Below are 18,133 nucleotides of genomic sequence, written 5' to 3' on the forward strand. Positions count from 1 at the left end.
CGCCTCAAGGGGGAGTCCAGGATGGGGTACACGGCGGCCGTCGCCGGAGCCAGTGGGTACGCCGGAGGCGAGCTGCTGCGCATCCTGCTCACCCACCCCGACATCGAGATCGGCGCGCTCACCGCGGGCGGCAACGCCGGCACCGCGCTGGGGGCGCACCACCCGCACCTGCTGCCGCTGGCCGACCGGGTGCTCGCCGAGACCACCGTCGAGACCCTGGCCGGGCACGATGTCGTCTTCCTGGCGCTGCCGCACGGACAGTCGGCCGCCATCGCCGACCGGCTCGGCGACGACGTGCTCGTCGTGGACTGCGGCGCGGACTTCCGGCTGACCGACCCGGCCGCGTGGGAGGCGTTCTACGGTTCCCCGCACGCCGGGACCTGGCCCTACGGACTGCCCGAACTGCCCGGTGCCCGCGCGGCGCTCACCGGGACCAGACGCGTCGCGGTCCCCGGCTGCTACCCGACCTGCGGCACGCTCGCGCTCTTCCCGGCACTCGCCGAAGGGCTGGTCGAACCCGAGGTCGTGGTGGTCGCGGCGTCGGGCACCTCCGGCGCGGGCCGGGCCCCGAAACCCACCCTGATCGCCAGCGAGGTCATGGGCGCGGCGAGCGTCTACGGGGTCGGCGGCGCGCACCGCCACAACCCCGAGTTCGTCCAGAACCTCTCGGCCGTGGCGGGCACCCCGGTCACGGTGTCCTTCACCCCCGTGCTGGTGCCCATGCCGCGCGGCATCCTCGCCACCTGCTCGGCCCCGCTCCGGCCCGGTGTCGGCGCGGCGGAGGCGCGCGCCGCCTACGAGCGCCGCCTCGCCGACGAGCCCTTCGTCCACCTGCTGCCCGAGGGCACCTGGCCCACCACCGCGATGACCCTGGGAGCCAACACCGCGCTCCTCCAGGTCACCGTCGACGAGGCGGCGGGCCGCCTGGTCGCGGTCGCGGCCATCGACAACCTCACCAAGGGAACCGCGGGCGGCGCGATCCAGAGCGCCAACATCGCCCTCGGCCTCCCCGAGACCACCGGACTCCCCGTGACTGGAGTGGCACCTTGAGCGTTACCGCACCCCGCGGCTTCCGGGCGGCCGGTGTGGCCGCCGGAATCAAAGGCGGAGAGCACCGAGACGTCGCCGTCGTCGTCAACGACGGCCCCGCCCGCTCCGCCGCGGCCGTCTTCACCACCAACAGGGTCAAGGCCGCACCGGTCCTGTGGTCCCGGCAGGTCGTCGCCGGAGGCCGGGTCCGCGCCGTCGTCCTGAACTCCGGCGGGGCCAACGCCTGCACCGGAGCCCCCGGCTTCCAGGACGCGCACGCCACCGCCGAGCGCCTGGCCGACGCGCTCCAGGACTCCGCGGGCGAGATCGTGGTCTGTTCCACCGGCCTCATCGGCGAGCGCCTGCCCATGCCCGAGCTCCTGGCCGGGGTGGACGCGGCCGCGGCGGAGGCCGCGCGCGACGGCGGCCTGAACGCCGCCGACGCCATCCGCACCACCGACACCGTCTCCAAGATCGCCTTCAGGCGCGGCGAGGGCTTCACCATCGGCGGCATGGCCAAGGGCGCGGGGATGCTCGCGCCGTCACTGGCCACCATGCTCTCGGTGGTCACCACCGACGCCGTGCTCACCTCCGAGCAGTGCGACACCCTGCTGCGCGCCGCCACCGCGCTGACCTTCGACCGGGTCGACGCCGACGGCTGCACCTCCACCAACGACACCGTGCTGTTGATGGCCAGCGGCGCCTCGGGCGTCGCCCCGGACGAGGCCGAGTTCTCCCGGCTGCTCACCGAGGTCTGCCAGGACCTGTGCCGCCAGCTCCTGGCCGACGCGGAAGGCGCCTCCAAGACCATCGAGATCGAGGTCGTGGGCGCGGCCAGCACCGCCGACGCGCTGACCGTGGGGCGCTCCATCGCCCGCAACGCGCTGTTCAAGTGCGCGATCTACGGCGAGGACCCCAACTGGGGCCGGGTCCTGGCCGCGGTGGGCACCACCGACGCCGCCTTCGAACCCGACCAGCTCAACGTCGCCGTCAACGGCGTGTGGATCTGCCGCGGAGGGGCGGTCGGCGACGACCGCTCCAAGGTGAACCTCAAGCCCCGCGAGGTCACCGTCACCGTGGACCTGTCCGCGGGCCCCGAGGCCGCCACCGTGTGGACCACCGACCTGACCGTTGAATACGTGCACGAGAACTCGGCCTACTCGACATGATCTCCAGAATCCACCAGACCGCCCTGGACAAGGCGAGCACCCTCATCGAGGCGCTGCCGTGGATGGGCGCCCTCCACGGCAAGACCGTCGTCGTCAAGTACGGCGGCAACGCGATGACCGACCCCGAACTCCGGGCGCGCTTCGCCGAGAACATCGTCTTCCTGCGCTACGCGGGACTGCGCCCGGTCGTCGTGCACGGCGGCGGTCCGCAGATCAACGCGCATTTGGAGCGGCTCGGCGTGGAGAGCACCTTCACCGGGGGCCTGCGGGTCACGACCCCCGAGACGATGGACATCGTCCGGATGGTGCTGGTCGGCCAGGTCAACCGCGAGATCGTCGGACTGGTCAACGCGCACGGCCCCTTCGCGGTGGGCATGTCGGGCGAGGACGCCAACCTGTTCACCGCCGAGCGCAAACCCGCCATCGTGGACGGCGAACCCGTCGACATCGGCCTGGTCGGCGAGGTCGTGGACGTGCAGCCGGGCGCGGTGCGCAGCCTCCTGGACGACGGGCGCGTCCCGGTCGTCTCCAGCATCGCCCGCTCCGCCGAGGGCGTGTACAACGTCAACGCCGACACCGCCGCCGCGGCCCTGGCCGTGGCCCTGGGCGCGGCCAAGCTCATCGTCCTGACCGACGTCGAGGGCCTGTACGCCGACTACCCGGCCAACTCCGAGCTGATCAGCCACCTCACCGCCGCCGAGCTGGAGGAGCTGCTCCCGGGCCTGTCCTCGGGGATGGTCCCGAAGATGGAGGCGTGCCTGCGCGCGGTGCGCGGCGGCGTCCCCCAGGCGCACGTGCTGGACGGACGGGTGCCCAACGCGATGCTGCTGGAGATCTTCACCGACGACGGGATCGGCACCATGGTGCTGGCCGACGAGCGGGCCAAGGACGAACTGACCGCGGGAGGACCCTCGTGAGCGCCACCGAGCAGCTGAAGAAGCGCTTCGACGCGGTCTTCATGCCCAACTACGGGACCCCGCCCGTCGCCCTGGAGAGGGGCGAGGGCCGGTACGTCTTCGACGTCGACGGCAAACGCTACCTCGACCTCATCGCCGGGATCGCGGTGTCCGCGCTCGGGCACGGCCACCCCGCACTGGTCGAGGCGGTCGCCGCGCAGAGCGCCAGGCTCGCGCACACCAGCAACCTGTTCCTGCACGAGGGCGAGGTCGCGCTCGCCGAGAAGCTCGTCGACCTGCTCGGCGCGCCCGCCCGGGTCTTCCTCGCCAACTCCGGCACCGAGGCCAACGAGGCGGCGCTCAAACTCGTCAAGCGGGCCGCGGGACCCGAGCGGACCTACTACGTCGCCACCGTCGCCGGCTTCCACGGCCGCACCTCCGGTGCGCTCGCCCTGACCGGCAAGCCAGCCATCCGCGAGCCCTTCGGCCCGTTCGGCATGGACGTGCGGTTCGTGCCGCACGGCGACGCCGAGGCGCTGCGCGCGGCCGTCACCGACGAGTGCGCCGCGGTCTTCGTCGAGCCCGTGCAGGGCGAGGCCGGTGTCGTCCCCGCCCCCGAGGGCTACCTCAGGGAGGTGCGCGCGGTCTGTGACGCCACCGGCGCAGCCTTCGTCCTGGACGAGATCCAGAGCGGTATCGGGCGCACCGGGCGGTGGTTCGCCCACCAGGCCGAGGGCGTCCGGCCCGATGTGATCACCCTGGCCAAGGGCCTGGGCGGCGGGCTGCCCATCGGCGCCTGCGTCGGCTTCGGGGCGTACGGCACCGCGTTCGCCAAAGGCGACCACGGCTCCACGTTCGGCGGGAACCCGGTCGCCGCCGCGGCGGCCCTGGCCGTCATCACCACCATCGAGAACGAGGGCCTGCTCGCGTCGGCCGCCGAACTCGGCGAACTGCTCGCCGGCGAGATCCGCGAGATCGGCCATCCCCTGGTCGCGGAGGTGCGCGGGGCCGGGCTGTGGCGCGGCGTGCGCCTGACCGCCCCGGCCGCGGCGCACGTGCAGTCCCGCGCGGCGGAGGCCGGGTTCCTGGTCAACGCGGTCACCTCCGACACCGTTCGCCTGGCCCCGCCGCTGACCATCACCCGCGCCGAGGTCCTCGAGTTCACCGGGGCGCTCCCCGCCGTCCTGGCCGCCGCGGCCGGGGACGCCGACGAGGACGGGCGACGATGACCGTCGACGGCGCGAAGTCCACACCCCTCACCAAGGCCGCCCGGCACGCCAGGATCACCGAGACGCTGACGAGGAACGACGTCCGTTCCCAGAGCGACCTGGCGCGCCTGCTGGCCGAGGCGGGCGTCCAGGTCACGCAGGCGACGCTCTCGCGCGACCTGGACGAACTGGGAGCGGTCAAACTCCGCACCGTCGACGGCAACCTCGTCTACGTCCTGCCCGGGGAAGGCGGTGAGCGCCTGCAGCGGGCGCGTCCCGACACCCTCGGCCTGGAGCACGTATTCAACTCACGCATGAGCAGGCTGGCCGAGGACCTCCTGGTCTCGGCCGAGTCGTCGGCCAACATGGTCATCGTCCGCACCCCGCCGGGCGCGGCCCAGTACCTGGCCTCGGCGATCGACCACACCGACATCCCGGCGATCCTGGGGACCATCGCCGGGGACGACACCATCCTGGTGATCGCCCGCGACCCCCAGGGGGGCGGGGAACTCGCCTCGGCACTGCTGAGGCTCGCCAACCGGCGCCCCTAGGAGCCGGTCCCCGCCCGCAGCGGAGGAGCCGGGCCGGCGGGGGCCCCTCACGTCCCGTCCGACCGAACACCGACGATCCCAGCTAAGGACCAATCGTGGCCAACGAGCCCGACGACCAGGCCATGCGACTGTGGGGTGGCCGCTTCGCAGGCGGCCCCTCCGAGGCACTGGCCAGACTCTCCCTGAGCACCCACTTCGACTGGCGCCTCGCCCGCCACGACATCGAGGGCTCGCGAGCCCACGCCCGCGTCCTGCGCTCGGCGGGCCTGCTCGAGCAGGACGAGCTCACCCGCATGCTGGAGGGCCTGGACCGCCTGGAGGCCGACGTCGCCTCGGGCGCGTTCACCCCGGTCCTGGCGGACGAGGACGTGCACACCGCCCTGGAGCGCGGATTCATCGAACGGGTCGGCCCCGAGCTGGGAGGACGGCTTCGGGCCGGGCGCTCGCGCAACGACCAGATCGCCACCCTGGTGCGCATGTACCTGCGCGAGGAGGCCCGCGCGATCGCCGCGCAGGTGCTGGACCTGGTGACCGCGCTGGCAGACCAGGCCGAGGCCAACATCGGCGTGGCCATGCCCGGGCGCACCCACCTCCAGCACGCCCAGCCGGTGCTGCTGGCCCACCACCTGATGGCGCACGCCTGGCCGCTGGTGCGCGATGTCGACCGGCTGCGCGACTGGGACCGCCGCGCCGACGCGTCGGCCTACGGCTCGGGCGCGCTGGCCGGCTCGTCGCTGGGGCTGGACCCCGAGGCGGTCGCCGCGGACCTCGGCTTCTCCCGCTCGGTGGAGAACTCCATCGACGGCACCGCCGCCCGCGACGTCGTGGCCGAGTTCGGCTTCGTCACCGCGATGATCGGAGTGGACCTGTCCCGCTTCGCCGAGGAGATCATCCTGTGGGCGACCAAGGAGTTCTCCTTCGTCACCCTCGACGACGCCTTCTCCACCGGCTCCTCGATCATGCCGCAGAAGAAGAACCCGGACATCGCCGAACTCGCGCGAGGCAAGGCCGGACGGCTCATCGGCGACCTCGCGGGGCTGCTGGCCACCCTCAAGGGGCTCCCGCTGGCCTATAACCGGGACCTGCAGGAGGACAAGGAACCGGTCTTCGACGCCGTCGACAACCTCACCGTCCTGCTGCCCGCCTTCACCGGTATGGTCGCCACCCTCGTCTTCAACAGCGGGCGGATGGCCGAGCTCGCCCCGCAGGGCTTCTCCCTGGCCACCGACATCGCGGAGTGGCTGGTGCGCAACAGGGTCCCGTTCCGCGAGGCGCACGAGATCGCCGGGGCGTGCGTGCGGGTTTGCGAGGAGCGCGGCATCGACCTGCCGGAGCTGACCGATGAGGACTTCGCGTCGATCTCGCCGCAGCTCACGCCGCGGGTCCGCGAGGTCCTGACGGTCTCGGGCTCCCTCGAGTCGCGTTCCGCCAAGGGCGGCACCGCCCCGGTCCGGGTCGCGGAGCAGCTCGCCGGCCTGCGCGCGGCCGTCGCCGCCCACCGCGGCTTCACGGACTGACCGAACCCACCACGAGGAGGAGCGGACCGGGCGGGCCCGGACCGCTCCTCCTCGCGTGTCCGGGGAAGCGCACCATCCGGGTGGATTTGGCCAAAGCCCCTGCGCACCCGAGCCGTTTCCGGTAGCGTCCAAGATCGATGAGCACCATGAGTGTGCGATCGATTGCGGGCAGTAATTGTTGTCCCCGGTCGCGGTGCGGGGGAGGACCTTCATGAGTGAGTCGGGCGGCACCGGTCGCGGCATCAGGTCGCAGCTCAACCGGATCGTGCTGATACCCGCCGTCACGTTCCTGGTGCTGTTCGCCGTGCTGAGCGCGGCGACGGTCGCCCAGGCGGTGTCACTGCGCGCGGCCGGCGCCGAGGGCGAGCACGGGATCCGGCTGTACGCCGCGCTGGTGGAGTTGCAGCAGGAGCGCAGGCTCGCCCTGGAGTTCCTGGGCGCGCCCTCGGCCGAGGCGCTGGGAGTCCTGCGCGAGCAGCAGGCGGCCACCGACGGGGCGCTGGTCGAGGCCGATCCCGAGGACGCCTCGATGACCAGCGACTTCCGCGCGGCTCTGACCGCGCGCGGCTCCCTGCGTGAGGACGTCGCCTCGAAGCGGGCCGACCGGGACGACGCCCACGCCCGCTACAGTGCCCTCATCGACCTCGGCATCGGCCACTACGCCGAGCACAGCTGGTCGTTCCACGACGGCCGGGCCGTCGCCGCCGGCACCACCGTGGTCCAGGTGCTGCGCGTGCAGGAGACGTTCGCGGAGGCCGACGCGCTGCTGGCCGGGGTGGCGGCCGCGGGCGAGGCCACCGGAGCGGAGCAGACCTCGTTCAGCGGTCTCGTCGGGGAGCTGAGGCGCCGCCTGGTCGAGATCGAGCCCGCCCTGGCGGCGGAGGCCGCCCGCGAGCACGCGGACCTGGTCGAATCGGCCGCGTGGACCGACATGCTCGACACCGCCGAGCAGATCGGTGCCTGGGAGCCGGCCCCGCCCGCGGACCCGGACGAGGCGGTGCCGTCCACCCCGGAGGCGCTGCCCCCCGCGGTGGCCGACTGGAGGGGCGACGCGGACACGGTCAACGCCTCGCTCGTCGCGCTCGCCGACGCCCAGGCCCGGGCAGCGGTCAGGGCCATCGACGCCGCGAGCGCGAGCGTGTTCTCCGTCGCGATCGGCGGCTCGCTCCTGGCCCTGTTCGCGGGAACCCTCGCCTACGGCATCGCCTCCAGGACCGCCAGGCGGCTCACCAACCGGCTGTCCCGGCTGCGCCGGGACACCCTCGACCTGGCGGGGAGCGAGCTGCCCGAGATCGTCCGACGGCTCGAACGGGGGGAGAACGTCGACCTGCGGGAGCGACCGCGCCGCCTCGACTACGGTCACGACGAGATCGGCCAGGTCGCGGACGCGTTCAACACCGCCCAGCGGACGGCGGTGGCCGCGACGGTCAAGCAGGCCGAGATCCGGGAGGGCGCCAACCGGGTGTTCCTGGCGTTGGGGCACCGCGACCAGTCGTTGCTCCAGCGCCAGCTGAACCTGCTGGACCGCATCGAGCGGGAGGAGGAGGACCCCGACCTCCTGGAGGAGCTCTTCCACCTCGACCACCTGGCGACCCGGGGCCGCCGCAACGCCGAGAACCTGATCATCCTGGCCGGGGGCAGGCCCGGACGGCGCTGGCGCCACCCGATCCCGCTGATGGACGTCCTGCGCAGCGCGATCTCCGAGATCGAGGAGTATCCCAGGATCAAGGTGCGCCCCGCCCCCGAGGTGGCGGTGCGCGGGGAGGCCGTCGCCGACGTCATCCACCTCGTCGCCGAACTCGTGGAGAACGCCGCGTCGTACTCGCCGCCGCACGCCGACGTTCGGGTCCACGCGGAGAGCGTGCCCAAGGGCCTGGTCGTGGAGGTCGAGGACCGGGGGCTGGGCATCGGCGAGGACGACCTGGCCGCGGCCAACGAAACACTCGCCACCGCGCCAGAGTTCGACGTGATGGCCCTCAACGAGGACGCCCGGCTGGGCCTGTTCGTTGTGGCCCGCCTGGCGGCCAAGCACGGCATCCAGGTGCGGCTGCGCGACTCGCCCCACGGCGGCACCCGCGCGATCGTGCTGCTCCCGGCCGAGCTGGTGGTCACCCCGCCGAGCCCCCCCGCGCTCACGCCGACGCCCGAGCGGCCCAGGGACCTGCTCGACCCCGGGTCGGGGCCGTTCCCGCGGACCGTCTCGCGCACCCGGACCGCCTCCGCCACCGGGCCGGCGGACCCGCTCGAGCCGCGCGGTGGGACGGGAGCCGACGGGGAGGAGCGGCCGTGCGACGCGGAAGAGGGGGACCTCCGGCCCAGCCTGCCCAGACGCCGCAGGCAGGCGCACCTCTCCCCGCGGCTGCGAGGCGAACCGGAGACCACGCCCCTGGAGATCGGCGGAGCCGCGGGAGCGCGCTCGGCGGACGAGACCCGCAGGATGATGAACGCCCTCCAGAGCGGTACCCGCCTGGGCCGCCGGGGCGAGCCGGCCCAGGCGGTGCCCGAATGAGGGCGCGGAGGACGGCACCGAACCCACACAGCGTGCCGAACGGCATGCGAGCCTCCATCGGAACGAGCGAATGAGGAATCGGATGAGTAACGTCGCGGGTGACCTGAGCTGGCTGCTCGACGATCTGGTGGACCGTGTCGTGGGCGCCGACCACGCCGTCGTGCTGTCCGCGGACGGTCTGCTCCTGGGCAGGTCGCGGGGGATGACCGCGGAGGACGGCGAGCACCTCTCGGCGGTCGCCTCGGCGTTCCAGAGCCTGGCGCGCGGAACGGGCCGCCAGTTCAACGGCGGCCACGTCCTGCAGACGGTCGTGGAGATGGAGCACGCCTACCTGTTCGTCACGGCGGCGGGGGAGGGCGCCTGCATGGCCGTCCTGGCTGGAGAGGACGCCGACGTGGGGATGGTGGCCTACGAGATGAACACCCGCATCAAGCGGGTCGGCCAGTTCCTGAGCAGCGCGCCGCGCTTCCCCGAAACCGCGGCGCCGGTCGTGTCGGGGTCATGAGAGACCGCGGCACCGGTGGAGACGCCCCGCTCTGGGACAACGGTGCGGGGCCGCTGGTGCGCCCCTACACCATGACCGGTGGACGCACCCGTTCGGAGGGGGCCCGGCTGGACATGATCAGCGTCGTCATAGCCTCGGGTCGTGAGGCCGACCGGTCGTCGCTGCAACCCGAGCACGCCTCGATCCTGGGACTGTGCCACAGCCCGGTGTCGGTGGCCGAGGTCGCCGCGCACATGGACATCCCCATGGCCGTGGTCAAGGTGCTGCTGGGCGACCTCGTCGACAGAGGGTTCGTGCTCGCCAGGGCCCCACTGCCGCAGGCCCAAGTCCCCGAAACGAACATACTCCAGGCGGTTCTCGATGGTATTCGCAGACTCTGACGCGGCCCCCGGCGCGGACACGATCCCGAGGGCGCTCAAGATCCTCGTCGCCGGCGGCTTCGGCGCGGGCAAGACCACCCTGGTGGGCTCGGTGAGCGAGATCAGCCCGCTGCGCACCGAGGAGGTGATGACCGAGGCCGGCCTCGGCGTGGACGACCTGTCGGGGGTGGAGCAGAAGACCACCACCACCGTCGCCCTGGACTTCGGCCGGATCACCATCGACCCCGACCTGGTCCTCTACCTGTTCGGCACACCCGGCCAGGAGCGGTTCTGGTTCATGTGGGACGAGCTCGCGCAGGGGACGCTCGGCTCGGTGGTCCTGGCCGACACCCGAAGGCTCGACGCCTGCTTCCCGGCCGTCGACTTCTTCGAGCGCCGCGACATCCCGTTCGTGGTCGCGGTGAACCGGTTCGACGGCTCGGAGGACTACGCCGACGACGAGGTCCGCGAGGCGCTCGACATCGGCGCGGACGTCCCGGTCGTGCAGGCCGACGCCCGTAGCCGGGACTCCGGCAAGAAGGTGCTGCTCACCTTGATCCGACACGTCATCACCCGCCGCAGCCTCGCCCGCACGGGAGGAGCGAGGACGGCGTCGTCACCATCCATGGGATGATCCGTTACCACGGCGCGATCTTCAGTGACGAAGATCGATCCAGCAGGCCAACCACCCCCGAGTCGTTAGCATCTTTCGCGTGAGTTCAGACGGTATGCACAATTCTGACAGACTTCCTCCCCGCGCCCTTCCCCGGCGCCGTTCCGGTCGGCACCGCGACCCGCTGTCCTTCGACAGCTGGGTCGGTACGCCGCCGCTCGTGCTCGTCGTGCCCGGCTCAGCCGCGGACGAGGCCGCCGAGACCGCCCTTGGCGCGTCGATGGCCGACCTCGTCCGCGGCTACCGGCCAGAGGTTCCCATCCGCTTCGCCTACACCCACGGCGAGGAGCGCGCCCTGCCCGACGTCCTGGCGGAGCTGGCGACCGGAGGGGAGGGCGGACAGCGGGCCGCCGGGCCGTGCGACGCGGTCATCGTCCCCCTCGTCACCGATCCGCACCGGCCGACCATGGCCGCGATCGACGACGCGCTCCGGGCCGTCGACGTGCGGGCCCGCGTCACCGACGCGCTGGGACCGCACCCGATGCTCGCCGAGGCGCTGCACCTGCGCCTGGCCGAGGCGGGCTGCGTGCGCGCCGACCGGATGAGGCTGATCAGCGTCGTCGCTCCTGGCGACACCATGGCCGACGGCGTCGTGGTCGGTTCGGTGGGCGGGCCGGACGCGCTCAGCTCGGCCGGCGTGACCGCGGTGCTCCTGGCCGCCCGCCTGGGGGTGACCGTGCTCCCCGCGCCGCTGGACGACCCCGAGCAGCTGGAGCAGGCGTTCGCCCAGCTCTTCGCCGGCGGCTGCCGCCGCCCGGTGATCGCGCCCAGCGTCGTGGGCCGGGAGTTCCCCGCGGCCGAGACAGCGGCCCTGGCGGGCAGGCACGGGGCACGGGCCAGCGCGCCCCTGGGCGCGAGCAGCACCATGGCCAGGATCGTGGCGCTGCGCTACGCCGAGGTGCTCAACGCGCTGGGCATCGACCAGCAGCCGACGCTGGAGGACCTGCCCGCGCCGGTGGGATCGCGGCACCGCCCGGAGAGCTGAGCCGGAGCGGGAGGAGTCGGGCGGATCGTGGTTGGTGTGGTCGGTTCGTCACAACGAAATAACTAGTTGTGACGAACCAACCACGCAGGGACATGATCTTCGGTACGGTCGTCCCCCGAGGGGGAGACCAAGATGAGCAAAGAGCACGACCCGACCGGAAAGAGCGCCATCCGTGGCCAGCTCACCCGAATGGTGCTGATTCCGAGCATCAGCTTCCTGCTGCTGTGGGCGGTGCTGACCGCCGCGGGCACCATCGGCGCACTGCGCCTGACCTCGTCGGTCCAGCACGGCAGGGCGGGGATCGCGGCGTTCGACCGGCTCGCCGCGGATCTGCGCGACGAACGGGAACTGACCCAGGTGTTCCTGGGCAGCGGCTCCGAGACCGCCCGCGACGAACTCCTCGAGGGCCGCGAGCGGACCGACGACACCTTCGCGGAGGAGCGGGAGCGGACCAGGGCGCTACTGGGCTCGGGCGGGGACGAGCTGACCGAGCGGGCCCGGGAGTTCTTCGAGACCTGGAGGGCCCTGCCCGACCTGCGGGAGAAGGTCGACGGCGGCGAGGTCGGCAGGGAGACCGCCCTGAGGGAGTACACCGCGCTGCTGTCCGGCATCCTGCTGGTCGACGACGCCGTCATCGTCCAGCTGCACGGCGACACCCCGCGCGCCGACGGATTCACGGCCCTGGAGCTGATGCGCGCCCAGGAGCGGTTCGCGCAGGCCGACGCGCTGCTGTCCGGTGCTCTGGCCGCCGAGGCCATGACCTACTCCGAGACCGCGCACTTCACCTTCCTCACCGCCTCCTACCGCGACATCCTCAACGGGGCCAGGCCCAACATGGCCTCCGAGGCCGCCGACGTCCACCAGGAGATGCACGAGTCCCGGTCCTGGATCCAGACCCAGGACCTGAGCCTGCGCGTGGTCGCGCGCGCCCCCGTGGCCGACGGCGACGGGCTCGGCCCGGCCGAGTTCAACAGCGAGATCCCCGTCGAAGCAGGGGAGTGGAACCGGGTCATGGCGGACACCGGCCCCCTGTTCCAGCGCCTGGTCGACATCCAGTTCGGCTCGGCACTGGACGAGGCGTGGGCCTCGGCGGTGCGCGTCATCGCGGTCAACGCCGCGGGCTGCCTGGTCACCCTGCTGGCGGGCTTCGCCGCCATCGTCTGCGCGCTGCGCTCCTCCCGGCGGCTCATCGGCCGGCTCCGCCGGCTGCACGCCGAGACCCTGGAGGTCGCCGGAGCCCGGCTGCCCGCGATCGTCGCCAAGGCCCAGGGCGGAGGGCGGGTGGACCTGGTCGCGGAACTGCCGCCGCTGCGCCACGGGAAGGACGAGATCGGCCGGGTCGCGGACGCGTTCAACACCGCCCAGCGCACGGCGGTCGGCGCGGCGGTCAAGCAGGCCGAGATCCGCGAGGGCGCCAACCGGGTGTTCCTGGGGATCGCGTACCGGAACCAGACCCTCGTGCAGCGCCAGCTGCGGCTCCTCGACGAGATCGAGTCGGCCGAGGAGGACCCCGAGACCCTGCGCAGGCTGTTCCGGCTGGACCACCTGGTCACCCGGGGGCGGCGCTACGCGGACAACCTGATCATCCTCACCGGGGCGCGGTCGGCCCGGCGCTGGAAGGACCCGATGCCGCTGGTGGACGTGCTGCGCGCGGCGATGTCCGAGACCGAGGACTACGAGCGGGTGCGGCTCAGGTCGGCGGCCCGCGCCCAGGTGCGCGGAAGCGCGGTCGCGGACGTGACGCACCTGCTGGCCGAACTCGTGGAGAACGCCGCCCAGTTCTCCCCGGGCGACTCGTACGTGGACGTCGGAAGCGGGTTCGTCAAGGCGGGCCTGGCAGTGGAGGTGGAGGACCGCGGACTGGGCATGAGCGCCGAGGGGTACGCCGAGGCCAACCGGAGGCTGGCCGAGCCGCCCGAGTTCGACGTGATGGCGCTGCCCGACGAGCCCCGCCTGGGCCTGTTCGTGGTGGCCAGGCTGGCGGCCCGGCACGGGGCCACGGTGCGGCTCTCGCCCTCCCCGTACGGGGGCACGATGGCGCGCACGGTCCTGCCGATGAGGCTCCTGACGGTTCCCCCGCAGACCGTGCCCTCGTCGGGGAACGGATCCTCCGCGCGGGCCGCCGTCGAGATGGTCCCCCAGTACGGGGGGCGGTCGTGACCGCCGTCACCGACGTCGACGTCGACCCGGGCCGCCTGCTCAGGCCGTTCGCCCTGGCCGGCGGCGCGCCCTCCGCCCACGGGCCGCACCTGGACCTGGCGAGCATGGTCGCGGCCGCGCGCGAGCCCGAGGCCGACGACGAGCTCAACCCCGAGCAGGCGACCGTGCTGCGGCTGTGCGCCGGCCCGCGCTCCGTCGCCGAGCTCGCCGCCGAGCTGGCCATGCCGCCGAGCCTGACCAGGCTGCTGGTGACCGACATGGTCACGGCGGGCGCGCTGCGCGTGGGCGAGCCCCCCGAAGCCGAACCCACCGGATCACTGCTCCAGGCGGTCCTGGACGGGCTGCGCGCGCTGTGACGGCCCCCTTTCCCCGGTATCGCTTCCCGAGGGGAAGGGGGGCCGCCGCCCGGGGGGTCAGCCCCCCAGCAGGTCGCTGATGAAGGAGCCCGCCAGCAGCGCCGCGACCCCCGCCGAGTACAGCACCGCGCGCGTGCGGTCCGGATGGCCGCGGAGCACCCGCCACGCGTACAGCACGACGCCCGCGGCCACGAGCGCGCCCTCGACCAGCGCGGCCAGCAGCGGGGTCTCCCACAGCCCCAGGCCCAGCATCGGCAGGCCGCCGAGCCCGCCCGGCAGCACCGCGATGTCGGGGCGGTGCACCAGCAGGTCCAGCAGCCAGTGGCTGAAGACGACCCCGCCCACGACCGCCCCGGCGTCCGGCCCCCACCGGCCCCGGGCCAGAACCTGGACCAGCAGTCCCGCGGCCACCGCCAGCAGCACGTTGGAGACCAGCGCGTGCGAGTACGCGGCGTCGATCAGCAGCGAACCGTAGCCCGACGCCCCCTCGACCGGGACCAGGCCTTCGATCCCCGCCGCGGCCAGCGGCAGGAACACGATGTCGGGCAGTTGGCCCGCGACCAGGAGCACGCCCATGGGCAGCGCCGGGCGCCACGCCTTCACGATCCCCGCGACCCCGAAGTGTCCCGCCAGCATCACCGCACCGTCCCGTTCCGGCCCTCGGGCCAGGTCCGAAAGACCCGGACGAACCCTTCCACCATCACTTCGAAACTGTGTTCGATGTCCTGGGGCATCCCGAACCCGCCCTGGGACTCCAGGTCCACGAACCCGTGCAGAGCGCTGCGCAGGGTCCTGATCGCGTCGACCACCGAGTCCTCGGGCAGGTCGAAACCGCGCAGCGCCGCGACGATCACCTCCACCGTCGAGGCGGCCGCGGCCAGCCCTTCTCCGTCGCCCGGTTCGGGCGCCCGTTGCAGGGCCGCGTACCGGCCGGGGTGCTCCAGCGCGTAGCGGCGGTAGGCGCGCGCCATCGCGCGCAGCGCGTCCGGTCCGGAGCGTCCCAGCACGGCCCGGCCCAGTACGTCGCCCAGCTCCCGCGCCGACCGGGTCCGGAGTTCGCTACGCAGTCCCTCCAGCCCGTCCACGTGCTTGTACAGGCTCGGCGTGGCCACCCCCAGCCGCTTGGCCACCGTGGCCAGCGTCAGCTGCGCGTAGCCCGCCTCGTCGCTGAGCCTGGCGGCCTCCTCCACCACGGAGGCGGGGGTCAACCCGGCCCTAGCCACGGACGGCGCCGCGGGCGAACTCCAGCACGGCCCTGTTGACCAGGTCGGGTCGCTGCTCGTGCGGGTAGTGGCCCGATCCGGGGACCATGAGGACGTCGGCCCCGATCCGTCCGCGGATCCAGTCGGCCTCGGCCGCGGGGTCCGGCCAGTCCGGATCGGCCTCGCCCATGACGACCAGGGAGGGCACCGCGACCTCGGGGAGGCGCGTCTCCACCGCGGCGTGGGAGGAGCCGAAGGTCCTGATGACGGCGCGGTAGCGGTCCCGGGGACGCAGCGCCGCCGCGACGGCGGCCACGTGCTCACTGTGCCCCTCGGGGGCGGGCCCCGGGTACAGCTTGCCCATGTAGGCCTTGATCAGGGCGGGGCCCCAGGGGCGCAGGAACATCAGCCGCATGAGAAGCCGCCGGGCCGGGCCGCTCGGCGCGTCGCGCAGGAACGGGCCCGTGAGCACCAGCGCGGACACCAGGTCGGGCCGCTCCACAGAGGCCCACACCGCGGCCGCCGCCCCCATCGAGTTGCCGATCAGGACCGCGGGTCCGTCGCCCAGTTCGCCGATGAGCGCGATGGCGTCGGAGCCGGCGGCCTCGTCCCCGTATTCGTCGAAGGAGACGTCGCTGTCGCCGTGGCCGCGCAGGTCCATCGCGGCGACCCGGTACCCCTGCTCGGCCAGCGCCGGAGCGAGGAAGCGGAAGCTCCCGCGCACCGACCCCATGCCGGGGACGCACACGACGAGCGGCCCGGTGTTGCCGGCTCCGTAGAGGTCGTAAGCGATGCGGCCCCGCCGCCGGTCCAGGAGTCTCACGGTGACGTCGCCCTTGTGGTTAATATCCATAGCCTCGAAGCTAATGGCATTAGCTTCAGAATGCAAGAGGCCGGGGGAAACCGCCGAGACGGCGTGGGGGGGCGAACCGATACCGTAGAAGGGCCCGAGCGGCGAATCCCCGGGTGGAGCGGCCGCACAAGACCGGGGCGCGCCCCCGGACCACTCCGGGACGGCGTCGGACGGGAGCGACTCCCGCTGCGGCCACCGCCCGAACAGTCAACAGAGAGCCCGACGGAAAGACCACATGACCGACATCATCGACGACCTCACGTGGCGCGGACTCCTCGCGCAGACCACCGACCTTGGCGATCTTCGCAAGGCACTCGCCGATGGCCCGGTCACCCTTTATTGCGGCTTCGACCCGACGGCGGGGAGTCTGCACGTCGGCCACCTGACCCAGGCGCTCACACTGGCCCGCTTCCAGCGTGCGGGGCACCGGCCGATCGCCCTGGTCGGCGGGGGGACCGGCATGATCGGAGACCCCAAGCCCAACGCCGAGCGCTCGCTCAACCCGGTGGAGGCCATCCAGGGGTGGGTCGCGGCGCTGGGACGGCAGCTCTCGGCCTTCCTGCGCTTCACCCCCGAGGGGGAGGCGCAGCGGCCCACCGACGCCGTCCTCGCGAACAACGCCGACTGGCTCGGGGAGCTGACCGCGATCGGGCTGATGCGCGACGTCGGCAAGCACTTCAGTGTCAACCAGATGCTGGCCCGCGACACGGTCAAGTCCAGGCTCGACGGCGTCGGAATGAGCTACACCGAGTTCAGCTACGTGCTGCTGCAGTCCTACGACTACGTGGAGCTCTACCGCCGGTACGGCTGCACGCTCCAGACCGGCGGCAGCGACCAGTGGGGCAACATCACGGCGGGCCTCGACCTCATCCGGCGGATGGACGCCAACGAGCCGCACGGTCCCGCGCACGCCCTGACCACCAACCTGCTGACCAAGGCCGACGGAACCAAGTTCGGCAAGACCGAGAGCGGGACGGTCTGGCTGGACCCGGAGCTGACCAGTCCGTACGCCTTCTACCAGTTCTGGTTCAACTCCGACGACCGGGACGTCTCCCGCTACCTGCGCGCCTTCAGTTTCCGCTCCCGCGAGGAGATCGAGGAGCTGGAGCGCCAGACCGCCGAGCGGCCCGCGGCGCGCGCCGCGCAGCGCGCGCTGGCCGAGGAGCTCACCACCCTGGTGCACGGCGACCAGGAGTGCCGGAACGTCATCGCGGCGAGCAGGGCGCTGTTCGGCCAGGGGGAGCTTGCGGAGTTGAACCCCGCGACCCTGGGCGCGGCCCTGGCGGAGGTGCCGCACGCCGAACTCGCCGGTCCGGCGGCCGGGCTTCCGTCGGTGGTGGACCTGCTCGCCGAGACCGGCCTGGTCCCGAGCCGGTCGGCGGCGCGCCGCGCGGTGCAGGAGGGCGGGGCGTACCTGAACAACGCCAAGGTCGCCGACATCGAGGCGCGGGTCACCGACGAGGACCTCCTGCACGGCAGGTACCTGGTCCTCCGCCGGGGTAAGCGCAACATCGGCGGGATCATCCTGCGGTAGTGCCCGACCGCGCTGTCGGTGCCCCCTTCCGAGCCCGGGAGGGGGCACCGTGTCGTCCACGGCAAGGGTCGGAATTTTTCCGGACCGGATGTTTGGCGCCGAGCCGGCAGGGGCAGGAGACCCGGTGCGAACAACAAACCGAGGCATACCGTGCGGACCTGAGGTCCAAGCCCGCGCGATCCCGAGGCGTCGAGACCTGGTTCAAGGTCTGGCCACCTTGCTGACCTGGGTGTTCACCCAAGGGGCAGGTTGTGTTTGACGTGTCTTCGGGAAGGACCTATCGTTACCCGAGCACCGCAGCCCTGCGGGTGGCCTCTTCGGTCTCCCCGCTCGTTCTGCGGAGCGGTTCGAGAGACACCGGTCGAAGCGTCTGCAGACACTGGTAGTCTCACTTCTCGGCCCTTTCGGTCGAGAAGGTCCAGAAAAGCCAGAATGGAATTTCAAAGCGCCGGTTCGGCGCAGTGGAGAAACACTGGTAATCTGGAAAAGAACAAACGAGGAAAGGTCTCCTGGAGGTCTGGAATCGAGAATGACCTCCTTCTTTCGAGGGAGTCGCCGCGAAAAGCGCGAGTTTGCGCCGGCGCGGAGGCCCTGATAAAGTCGGAGCGCAGGAACAAAGCGGAGAAT

At 72.5% G+C, this 18,133-nt stretch carries 18 protein-coding genes; 15 read left to right on the forward strand and 3 right to left on the reverse strand.

From position 1 onward, the window contains the following. Window positions 1–21 precede the first annotated feature (21 nt). The 13 genes from argC (at window position 22) to EV190_RS22200 (ending at window position 13,917) form a co-directional block, all read left to right on the forward strand. On the forward strand, window positions 22–1,050 hold the full coding sequence (argC, locus tag EV190_RS22140) for an N-acetyl-gamma-glutamyl-phosphate reductase (protein ID WP_133743546.1): 1,029 nt from the start codon (window positions 22–24) through the stop codon (window positions 1,048–1,050). Beyond that, window positions 1,047–2,198: a bifunctional glutamate N-acetyltransferase/amino-acid acetyltransferase ArgJ gene (gene argJ, locus EV190_RS22145; RefSeq protein ID WP_133743547.1), complete on the forward strand. Its 1,152-nt coding sequence runs from the start codon at window positions 1,047–1,049 to the stop codon at window positions 2,196–2,198. Before argC ends, argJ begins: the two co-directional genes overlap by 4 nt. Next, on the forward strand, window positions 2,195–3,115 hold the full coding sequence (gene argB / locus EV190_RS22150; RefSeq protein WP_133743548.1) for an acetylglutamate kinase: 921 nt from the start codon (window positions 2,195–2,197) through the stop codon (window positions 3,113–3,115). The genes argJ and argB overlap by 4 nt, the downstream gene beginning before the upstream one ends. Beyond that, on the forward strand, window positions 3,112–4,323 hold the full coding sequence (locus EV190_RS22155) for an acetylornithine transaminase (RefSeq protein ID WP_133743549.1): 1,212 nt from the start codon (window positions 3,112–3,114) through the stop codon (window positions 4,321–4,323). The genes argB and EV190_RS22155 overlap by 4 nt, the downstream gene beginning before the upstream one ends. Beyond that, complete coding sequence (locus tag EV190_RS22160) at window positions 4,320–4,853, forward strand: arginine repressor (protein WP_133743550.1); 534 nt, start codon at window positions 4,320–4,322, stop codon at window positions 4,851–4,853. The genes EV190_RS22155 and EV190_RS22160 overlap by 4 nt, the downstream gene beginning before the upstream one ends. A 95-nt stretch (window positions 4,854–4,948) precedes the next feature. Continuing rightward, window positions 4,949–6,370, forward strand: coding sequence for an argininosuccinate lyase (argH, locus tag EV190_RS22165; RefSeq protein WP_133743551.1), 1,422 nt, complete (start codon window positions 4,949–4,951; stop codon window positions 6,368–6,370). 211 nt (window positions 6,371–6,581) lie between these two features. Beyond that, complete coding sequence (locus tag EV190_RS22170) at window positions 6,582–8,879, forward strand: sensor histidine kinase (protein ID WP_133743552.1); 2,298 nt, start codon at window positions 6,582–6,584, stop codon at window positions 8,877–8,879. An 82-nt stretch (window positions 8,880–8,961) separates the two neighbouring features. After that, complete coding sequence (locus tag EV190_RS22175; protein WP_133743553.1) at window positions 8,962–9,384, forward strand: roadblock/LC7 domain-containing protein; 423 nt, start codon at window positions 8,962–8,964, stop codon at window positions 9,382–9,384. Beyond that, window positions 9,381–9,764 carry a DUF742 domain-containing protein gene (locus EV190_RS22180; RefSeq protein WP_133743554.1) on the forward strand — a complete coding sequence of 128 codons (384 nt, stop codon included), beginning with the start codon at window positions 9,381–9,383 and terminating at the stop codon, window positions 9,762–9,764. Before EV190_RS22175 ends, EV190_RS22180 begins: the two co-directional genes overlap by 4 nt. Continuing rightward, a complete protein-coding gene (locus tag EV190_RS22185; RefSeq protein WP_133743555.1) occupies window positions 9,745–10,377 on the forward strand; it encodes a GTP-binding protein in 633 nt (210 codons plus the stop codon). The genes EV190_RS22180 and EV190_RS22185 overlap by 20 nt, the downstream gene beginning before the upstream one ends. Window positions 10,378–10,471: 94 nt before the next feature. After that, window positions 10,472–11,401 carry a sirohydrochlorin chelatase gene (locus tag EV190_RS22190; protein WP_133743561.1) on the forward strand — a complete coding sequence of 310 codons (930 nt, stop codon included), beginning with the start codon at window positions 10,472–10,474 and terminating at the stop codon, window positions 11,399–11,401. Window positions 11,402–11,533: 132 nt separating this feature from the next. Further along, window positions 11,534–13,561, forward strand: coding sequence for a sensor histidine kinase (locus EV190_RS22195; RefSeq protein ID WP_243742729.1), 2,028 nt, complete (start codon window positions 11,534–11,536; stop codon window positions 13,559–13,561). Continuing rightward, a complete protein-coding gene (locus tag EV190_RS22200) occupies window positions 13,558–13,917 on the forward strand; it encodes a DUF742 domain-containing protein (RefSeq protein WP_133743556.1) in 360 nt (119 codons plus the stop codon). The genes EV190_RS22195 and EV190_RS22200 overlap by 4 nt, the downstream gene beginning before the upstream one ends. A 57-nt stretch (window positions 13,918–13,974) precedes the next feature. On the opposite strand, the gene EV190_RS22205 is transcribed toward EV190_RS22200, so the two are convergent. The 3 genes from EV190_RS22205 to EV190_RS22215 are packed head-to-tail and all read right to left on the reverse strand — an operon-like array spanning window position 13,975 to window position 15,972. After that, a complete protein-coding gene (locus tag EV190_RS22205; protein WP_133743557.1) occupies window positions 13,975–14,553 on the reverse strand; it encodes a permease in 579 nt (192 codons plus the stop codon). After that, window positions 14,553–15,125, reverse strand: a complete 573-nt coding sequence (locus EV190_RS22210) for a TetR/AcrR family transcriptional regulator (RefSeq protein WP_243742730.1) — start codon at window positions 15,123–15,125, stop codon at window positions 14,553–14,555. The genes EV190_RS22205 and EV190_RS22210 overlap by 1 nt, the downstream gene beginning before the upstream one ends. 7 nt (window positions 15,126–15,132) lie before the next feature. Then, window positions 15,133–15,972 (reverse strand): alpha/beta fold hydrolase, encoded by an 840-nt coding sequence (locus EV190_RS22215; protein ID WP_243742731.1) that lies wholly within the window; start codon window positions 15,970–15,972, stop codon window positions 15,133–15,135. 235 nt (window positions 15,973–16,207) lie between these two features. Here EV190_RS22215 and tyrS point away from each other — a divergent pair, with 235 nt between their 5' ends. Together tyrS and EV190_RS23815 are read left to right on the forward strand one after the other, a co-directional pair. Further along, window positions 16,208–17,506 carry a tyrosine--tRNA ligase gene (tyrS, locus tag EV190_RS22220; RefSeq protein WP_133743559.1) on the forward strand — a complete coding sequence of 433 codons (1,299 nt, stop codon included), beginning with the start codon at window positions 16,208–16,210 and terminating at the stop codon, window positions 17,504–17,506. A 432-nt stretch (window positions 17,507–17,938) separates the two neighbouring features. Then, the coding region (locus EV190_RS23815) for a hypothetical protein (protein WP_208113288.1) at window positions 17,939–18,133 on the forward strand (195 nt) is incomplete at its 3' end.

It is taken from the genome of Actinorugispora endophytica (assembly GCF_004363075.1).
Classification (GTDB): Bacteria; Actinomycetota; Actinomycetes; order Streptosporangiales; family Streptosporangiaceae; genus Actinorugispora; species Actinorugispora endophytica.